This is a genomic window from Bradyrhizobium sp. MI1.10 (assembly GCF_055811035.1).
The window spans coordinates 21646-29583 of record NZ_JBVVPN010000068.1 but is presented as its reverse complement, the minus strand read 5'-3'; the positions used below and the strand labels follow the sequence as shown (position 1 = coordinate 29583).

The 7938-nt window shown below is 65.6% G+C and carries 7 protein-coding genes; all 7 read right to left on the bottom strand.

Annotation, left to right across the window (positions count from 1 at the left end):
* Positions 1 to 527 precede the first annotated feature (527 nt).
* The 7 genes from AC0L3K_RS37460 to AC0L3K_RS37430 all read right to left on the bottom strand — a co-directional run bounded on the left by AC0L3K_RS37460 (position 528) and on the right by AC0L3K_RS37430 (position 7914).
* A complete protein-coding gene (locus AC0L3K_RS37460; RefSeq protein ID WP_007598768.1) occupies positions 528 to 770 on the bottom strand; it encodes a hypothetical protein in 243 nt (80 codons plus the stop codon).
* Positions 770 to 1267 carry a pyridoxamine 5'-phosphate oxidase family protein gene (locus AC0L3K_RS37455; protein WP_007598769.1) on the bottom strand — a complete coding sequence of 166 codons (498 nt, stop codon included), beginning with the start codon at positions 1265 to 1267 and terminating at the stop codon, positions 770 to 772. The genes AC0L3K_RS37460 and AC0L3K_RS37455 overlap by 1 nt, the downstream gene beginning before the upstream one ends.
* Before the next feature lie 73 nt (positions 1268 to 1340).
* The gene (locus AC0L3K_RS37450; RefSeq protein WP_354201539.1) at positions 1341 to 1727 is read right to left on the bottom strand and encodes a VOC family protein; all 387 of its coding nucleotides are present in this window, start codon (positions 1725 to 1727) and stop codon (positions 1341 to 1343) included.
* 21 nt (positions 1728 to 1748) lie between these two features.
* The gene (locus AC0L3K_RS37445) at positions 1749 to 2573 is read right to left on the bottom strand and encodes an FkbM family methyltransferase (RefSeq protein ID WP_473367963.1); all 825 of its coding nucleotides are present in this window, start codon (positions 2571 to 2573) and stop codon (positions 1749 to 1751) included.
* Positions 2574 to 2740: 167 nt separating this feature from the next.
* Positions 2741 to 4699 carry an ABC transporter ATP-binding protein/permease gene (locus tag AC0L3K_RS37440; RefSeq protein ID WP_354201537.1) on the bottom strand — a complete coding sequence of 653 codons (1959 nt, stop codon included), beginning with the start codon at positions 4697 to 4699 and terminating at the stop codon, positions 2741 to 2743.
* A 53-nt stretch (positions 4700 to 4752) separates the two neighbouring features.
* Positions 4753 to 6942, bottom strand: coding sequence for an ATP-binding protein (locus tag AC0L3K_RS37435; protein ID WP_473367962.1), 2190 nt, complete (start codon positions 6940 to 6942; stop codon positions 4753 to 4755).
* A gap of 189 nt (positions 6943 to 7131) precedes the next feature.
* Complete coding sequence (locus AC0L3K_RS37430) at positions 7132 to 7914, bottom strand: succinate dehydrogenase iron-sulfur subunit (RefSeq protein WP_007598774.1); 783 nt, start codon at positions 7912 to 7914, stop codon at positions 7132 to 7134.
* Between the last annotated feature and the right edge of the window lie 24 nt (positions 7915 to 7938).

Below are 7938 nucleotides of genomic sequence, written 5' to 3'. Positions count from 1 at the left end.
GGCGGCGGCGGTGCCGGACGAGCCGCAGGTGGCGGCGGAGGCGGCGGCGGTGCTGCTGGGCGCTGCGGAGCGGCCGCCGGCGGAGGCGGCGCGGGCGGATGGGGCGGTGCAGCTGCGGGCGGCGGTGCGGTCGGGCGCGCGGGCGCCGCAGGCGGCGGTGTAGCCGGGCGCGCGGGCGCTCCCTTCGGCGGCTCCTTCGGTTTTCCGTCAGGGCCGGTCTCTTGTGGCTGCGCCTGCGCGACCACGAGCGGCGGCGCGCCTTGCGCATGTGATGCGGAGCTTGCGAACTGCATCGCGGTCAGAGCCGTGGTGGCAAGCAGCACGAAACGAAGATTAGTCATGATGGTGAACTTCCCCGGAAGGTTCTTTGACGAAGTGTTGGGATGAACAGCTACGCGTTAGGCCGGATTGTGGCGGACGAAGCCGACGCGGCGCGATTTATTTCTGCACGCAAATCACCTCACTATAGTGACGTTCATTGCGCATTCAGACGCAGGTTGCAATTGCCTCCGATGTGATGCGTCGCCTCATGCGCGATCCCGCGGCGGACTTGCATCCGTCGCAGGATTCGGCGTGAGCGGTCCGTTCGGCCCGCGCGATGGAATCTCTTCAGGCATGCGGCCCGGCAGTTCGTCGGGTGGCGTCGGCGCGCCGGGCTCGCGCACCGGCGGCGCGATTTCAGGCTGCGGATTGCCCGGCGGAATCCCCGGCGGCGGCTCGGTGGGCGTGCCCGGCGTCGACGGCGGAATCTCGGGCGGCTCGATCGGCATTACATCGAGACCTTGCGGTTGTCGCCGAGATCGGGCCGCGTGTTCGTCACCGCCGCGGCCGCCATCTTCACATAGGAGATCACCGTGCCGGGCGAATCCCAGAACTCGGCATCGTCAGGCGTGACCTTGAGCACGCGAATGTTGGGATCTTCCGCAGAGTCCCACCACGCCTTGGCCGGCGTCGCGAACAGCTCCTTGATCTTCGCACGGTCATTGGAGACCACGGCAGTGCCCGTCAGCGACACGTATTTTTGGCTGCCCGCATCCGCGAACGACAGGTTGATGGACGGATTGCGCGCGATCTCATCGTCCTTGTGACGCCGCGCGTCGGTGAGGAAATAGATCGTGTCCGCGTTGCGATCGAGATAGGCGCTCATCGGCCGCGCGCGGAGCTTGTCGCCATCGCGCGTCACCAGCATCGCGAATCCGATCGACTTCATCAGATCCCACACGCGATCCAAATCGCGATCGACGTCGCGAGCATTGTCGTTGGCCATGTCGTGCTCCTTCTTGCAAGGGACGACAACGGCGGGCGCGGAACGAGGTTCCGGCCGGAAGAAGGAACTTTATCTATTCCGGCGCGTGGCAAACCGCCTCGATGTTGTGTCCATCAGGATCGAGCACGAAGGCGCCGTAATAGGTCGGATGATAATGTGCCCGGATCCCGGGCGGCCCGTTGTCGCGCCCGCCCGCCGCAATCGCCGCCTTGTAGAATGCATCCACCACAGCGCGGTCCTTTGCCAGGATCGCGACATGCACCGGCTTGTTCAGCGCGCCCTCGCCGCCGATCCAGAAATCCGGCTTGCCGTCGGCGCCGAAACCGGCGGCCGGATCGTGTCCGGTCTGCTCCTGCGTGACCTCCATGATCAGGCTGTAGCCGAGCGGCGCCAATGCCTTGGCGTAGAACGCCTTGGCGCGCTCATAGTCGGAGACCGGGAAGCCCATATGGTCGATCATCGCTACCTCTGTCGTTCGTCGTCAGCGCGACAGGAACGTATTGCTCCGCGTCTTGCGCGCAACCACAAAGCCGCGCGCGACCATGTCAGCGATACAATCTTCCCGCCAATCCTTTTGTGACAGATGCTCGATCACCACCGCGCGCGGCCATTGCGATTGCGGCGCGTCGCGGAAGAAGCCGATCAGCACGCGATCCTCGAAGCCCTCGACGTCGATCTTGAGTGAATCGACTCGCGTGATGCCGGCCTCGTCGAGAATGCGCGTCAACCGCAGCGAGGGTACTTTGATCGCCTCCGCGCTGGCCGTGCCGGTGACGACATGCGTGGCGCCGAGATTGCCGCCGCCGCTCTCGATCATCAGCTCGCCGTCGTTGTCGCCGGCGGCCGCCTGCACCAGGCGCACCTGCGTCGCTTTCGACGCGGCCTGGTTGAACGAGAGCCGTCCAAACGTCATCGGATGCGGCTCGATGGCGACCACTTTGCCTGATGGCCCGACCTGTCGCGCCATCACCAGCGCAAAGGTGCCGACATTGGCACCGACATCGACGAACACGCCGGCCTCCGGGGTGTGCTGGCGCAGGAAGTCGAGCTCGTCGAGATTGTAATCGGGATTGAACAGCGCGCCGCGCTCGGTCGCGCTGCCCTGGTGATAGAAGCGGAACGATGCGCCCTGGTATTGCACGTCGACGGGACCACTGCGCAGCAGGTTCACCAATCGCGAAAGCCAGGGCCGGAACGCTCCGCGCTTCAGCCGCGACTGTGTCGCGAGGCGAATGATCGCGGCCTGCGCCGCATTCGGCGCAAACGCGCCGAACGGCGCGGACGAAGGGGCATTGTCGGTCGCCAAGTCAAAGTCCTCGTTGCAAGCGGCGCATGCATAGCCGGTTTTGCCGGGGACTCCAATCGTTCACGAGGGGTCGGTAGCCCGGATGGAGCGCAGCGCAATCCGGGTTTCGCCTCTCGATGGACTGTCCCGGATTGCGCTACGCTCCATCCGGGCTACAGCTGCTAGCCTCACGCCGCCTTCTTCGGTGGCGCCTTGCGCTGGCCCAGGAATCGCCCGAGCAGCTTGCGCTTGCCCTTGCGCGGGATCAGGTCGATATCGCTGACGAGTTTTGCACCGCCCTTGCGGCGCTCCAGCACGATCTTGCGGCTGTGAAAGGCCTCCAGCTCGACACGATGCGCGACGCTGACGATGGTGGCCTTCGGCAGCTCGTCGGTGACCATCTTCATCATCTTGTCCTGGCTCTTCTCGTCGAGCGCCGAGGTGGCCTCGTCGAGCACGACGATATCAGGGCTGTGCAGCAACAGCCGCGCAAAAGCGAGACGCTGCTTCTCGCCGCCAGACAGCGTCTGGTCCCACGGTGCTTCTTCCTCGATCTTGTCCTTGAGATGGTCGAGACCGACCTTGTGCAAGGCCTCGCCGATCTCCTCGACGGTCCAGTCATCTTCCGCGCCGGGATAGGCGACCGCGCGGCGCAAGGAGCCTGATGGCACGTAGGGTCGCTGCGGCAGCATGAACAGCCGCCGGTCGGGATGGAAATTGACGCTGCCGCCACCCCATGGCCAGAGCCCGGCGATGGCGCGCACCAGCGTGCTCTTGCCGGTGCCGGATTCGCCGGCCACCAGGAGCCGCTCGCCAGCCTCGATCACCACCTCGGTCTCGCCGACCACGGCGGTGCCGTCATCAAGCGTGACGGAGAGGTCGTTCAGCTCCAGCATGGCGTCGTTGCTGGTCTCCCCACGCTTGATGCGACCGATTCCGTCGCCCTGCTCGGCGCGCTCGAGGCCGTCGAGCGACATCATCAGCGAGGCGATGCGGCGAGCGCAGGCATTCCAGTCGGCGAGCCGCGGATAATTGTCGACCAGCCAGCCGAACGCGCTCTGCACGATGGTGAAGGCGGAAGCCGCCTGCATCACCTGCCCCAACGTCATGCTGCCGTCGAGGAATTTTGGCGCGCAGAGCAGGAGAGGGACCACGGGAGCAACAAGACTCGATCCCTGCGACACCAGCGTGGTGCGCATGTGCTGGCCCGCCAGTCGCGCCCATTGCCGCAGTACATTCGTGAAGTTGCGGTCGATGCCGTCGCGCTCTTCCTCCTCGCCGCCGAGCAGCGCGATGCTCTCGCCGTTCTCGCGCACGCGCGTCAGCGTGTAGCGGAAATCGGCCTCGGCCTGGTTCTTGTCCTCGGAGACCTGCACGAATTGGCGGCCGATCACCAGGATCGAGCCCGATGCGATTCCCGCATAAAGCATCGCGGCGATCACCAGGAAGCCGGGAATGGTCACCGACGATCCCGCAAGCGTGACGGTGAGCGCGCCGCCGATGGTCCAGAGCACGACGATGAAGGTCGCGGCCGACAGCAGCGCGGACGTCACGCCGGCGAGGAAATCCACCGGCGAATCGGTCGCGACGCGCAGATCCTCCGCGATCCGGTATTCCGGATTCTTGTGGTCGCCGCTGACGAGATTGAGCTGGTAATAGCGGCCGTTGCCGAGCCAGCGCGTCAGCACGCTGGCCGTCAGCCACGCGCGCCAGCGCCGCTGGATGCCCATGCGCGCGAACACTTGCGCCACGCCGAGCACGATGCTGCCGATCGCGAGCGGGAAGAACACCGCGGTGAGATGGAAGACGGTGGACGCCTCGCGTTTTTCGATCGCGTCGAAGATCGCCCGATTCCAGACGTTGATGCCGTATTGGAAGCCGACGGTCAGGACGATCAGCACGCCGAGGCCGATCGAGAACGGCCACGCCAGCCGGTCGCCGTTGCGGCCCCAGAAGCCGCGCGCGCTGATCCAGAAGCGGGTGAGGAGGTAGTCCTTGCGGGCCTGCTCGGCCTCTTCGGGCGATTGCTCCGGGTCGGGCTCGACCAACTCGGGCGGCGGCGGAGCCTCTTCCTCGCCGGTCTCGCCGACGATTTCGACGATGGGCGGCTTCTTGCCCGATTCGCGCTTTCTGGCCGGCTTTTGCATGGCCGGATAACGCAAGCTAAATCAAAAGGTTCCACTCGGTTCCGAGTGTCGGATCATTCGGCGGCGCCGTCGCGCACCCGGCGTCGCGCGAGCCGGTGCAGCACGCGCGATAGCTGATCGATCGCATAGGGCTTCTGCACGAGCTCGAAATCGACCTTGCCGTCCTGGGACAGCGCCTCGCTGTAGCCGGTGGTCAGCACGACCGGCACGCCGATGCCGCGCTCGCGGACTGCCTGCGCGAGATCGAGCCCGGTCATGCCGGGCATCACGATGTCGGAGAAAACGACATCGAAGCGATCGGAATCCATGACCAGCTCGGCGAGCGCATCAGTTGCATTGTCGATCAGCGTGATGCTGTAGCCGAGCTCGGTGAGGCCGTCGGCCGCGAAATTGGCGAGCTCGATATTGTCCTCGACCAGCAGCACCGACATGCCGCTACCGGCCACAGCCGGGGCCGTGTTCGGTGCCTGCCGCTGCGGCAGCAGGTGCGGCGCCACGCGCGGCAGATAGAGCGAGAAGGTGCTGCCGTGGCCCACTTCGCTGGTGACTGTCACCTCGCCGCCGGACTGCCGGGCGAAGCCGAACACCTGCGACAGGCCGAGACCGGTGCCGTGGCCGACCTGCTTGGTGGTGAAGAACGGCTCGAAGATGCGCTCGAGCCTCGCAGCCGGAATGCCGATGCCGGTGTCGCTGACGGCAATGCCGACGAAGCCATGTTTGTCAGCAAGCTCATGTTTGCCGGAAAGCTCATGGTGGCCTGAAAGGTCAGCGTTGACCGAGACGGGAGCCCGCGTGTCCGCAATGGTCGCCGCGGCCTCGACCTCGAAAACGATCCTGCCCTTGCCGTGCATGGCATCGCGCGCATTGGTCGCCATGTTGATCAACGCCGTCTCGAACTGGCTCGCATCGGCATTGACGAGACAGGGCTCGGCCGGCAGCCGCATCGCAATTTCGATCGCGGGTCCGAGCAGCGTCGCGAGCATGTCGTGCAGCGACTGCAGCCGCGCGCCGACGTCGAACACTTCCGGCTTCAAGGTCTGGCGCCGTGCAAAGGCGAGCAGCTGCGAGGTCAGCTTGGCCGCGCGCCCGACCGCGTCCGCGATGGCGGTGATGTAGCGCTGGCGCCGCTCCTCGCTCAGCTGCGGCCGGTTCAGCAGGTCGACAGAGGCGCGAATCACGGTCAGGAGGTTGTTGAAGTCGTGCGCGACGCCGCCGGTGAGCTGGCCGAGCGCCTCCAGGCGCTGGCTGTGCTTGAGCGCCTCCTCGGCTTCGCGCCGCGCGGCGGCCTCGGCCTGAAGATGCTGGGTGCGCCGGAACGCGAACGCCAGCAGCAGAAACAGCAGCGCGGTGGCGGGAATACCGAACACCAGATGCTGGCCCATGGTGGCGAACCAGCGCGCGCGGATTGCCGAGGTCTCCAGCCCCGCGCTGACATAGATCGGGTATTCGGCGATGCGTCGGTAGCCGATGCGCCGCTCGACCTCGTCCGATGGCCAGGCGATGGTGATGAGGCCATGCTCGGGGTGAGCTGCGATGCTGCGGCCAACCGGCCCGTTAGGATCGAGCCTGAGGTCGCGGTCCCGCCGCGGAAGATGCGCCAGCACCACGCCGTCGGTACGTGCCATGGCGAGGAAGCTGCCGGGATCGGAGCCGATCCTGGCATAAAAGCTCTCGAAATATTCCGGCAGGACGGAGGCCTGGATCACGCCGATGAAGCTGCCGTCGTCGGAGCTGCGGCGGCGGCTGACCCCGAAGAAGCGCGCGCCCTGATAGGGCTGGCGCGGCGTCAGGGGAACGCCGATGTAGCTGCCGATGCTCTGGTCGACATGGGCGGCAAAGTAATCACGGTCCGCAAAGCTCTGCGCCGGCGGCGGCGATGCCAGGCTGTTGACCAGCGACTTTCCGTCCGCATCGAAGATCCATGCCGATTTGAGCTGCGGCAGCGAATCGGTCAGTTGCTTCAGGCGGCGGTGCAGGGCCGGTTCGCGCGAGCGGATGATTTCGTCGGGCATGTCGCGCACCACCTCGTTGATCTCGGCGAGGCTGCGGTCGATGGTCTCGAACACCTTGAGCGCGTGCTCGTGCGCGACATCGAGGGTGCGCTCGATCTCGCGGTCGGCGATCTCTTTGGTCGAGGGGTAGGAGATCGAGGCGGCGATCGCGAACAGCGCAATCGGCAGCGCCAGGGACGCAGCCATCATCCACTGCAGCAATCTCAGCGAATTGCGTTGTGCGCCCTGCACGGTCGCTCCGGTCCCACGCCGGAGAGCTTACTTGAATTTCGCGCCGGGAAGGAAGCGGCTTGTAGCTGGAACCAGAGGTTGCGACTCGTCGGCTTGCCCGCGCAGGGGCGGAGGCGAAATCTACTGGAAGACGCGCCCGCCGTAGAATGCCCCGGCCGTTCCGGCCGGGGATCGCAGCATGAATGACGCCTAGATCTGGCGCTCGACCATCTTGAGCTTGAGCTCCGCGATGGCCTCCGCCGGGTTGAGGCCCTTCGGGCAGGCCTTGGCGCAGTTCATGATGGTGTGGCAACGATAGAGGCGGAACGGGTCCTCGAGATTGTCGAGCCGCTCGCCGGTCGCTTCATCCCGCGAATCCGACACCCAGCGGTTGGCCTGGAGCAGCGCGGCGGGACCGAGATAGCGCTCGCTGTTCCACCAATAGCTCGGGCACGAGGTCGAGCAGCAGGCGCAGAGGATGCACTCGTAGAGGCCGTCGAGCTTCTCGCGGTCCTCGTGGCTCTGCTTCCATTCCTTCTGCGGCGTCGGCGAGGTCGTCTTCAGCCACGGCTCGACCGAAGCGTACTGCGCATAGAAATTCGTGAGGTCGGGGATGAGGTCCTTCACGACAGGCTGGTGCGGAAGCGGATTGATCTTCACCGCGCCGTCCTTCACGTCGTGCATCGAGCGGGTGCAGGCCAGCGTGTTCTGGCCGTCGATGTTCATCGCGCAGGAGCCGCAGACGCCTTCGCGGCACGAGCGGCGGAAGGTCAGCGACGGGTCGATGTTGTTCTTGATCCAGATCAGACCGTCCAGCACCATCGGCCCGCAATCATGGGTGTCGACGTAATAGGTGTCGACGCTCGGATTCTTGCCGTCGTCCGGATTCCAGCGATAGACGCGGAATTCACGGACCTCGGTCGCGCCCGCGGGCTTCGGCCACGTCTTGCCGCCGCTGATCTTGGAGTTCTTCGGAAGTGCGAATTCAACCATTTCGATAAAGCTTTCGCTGTTCGC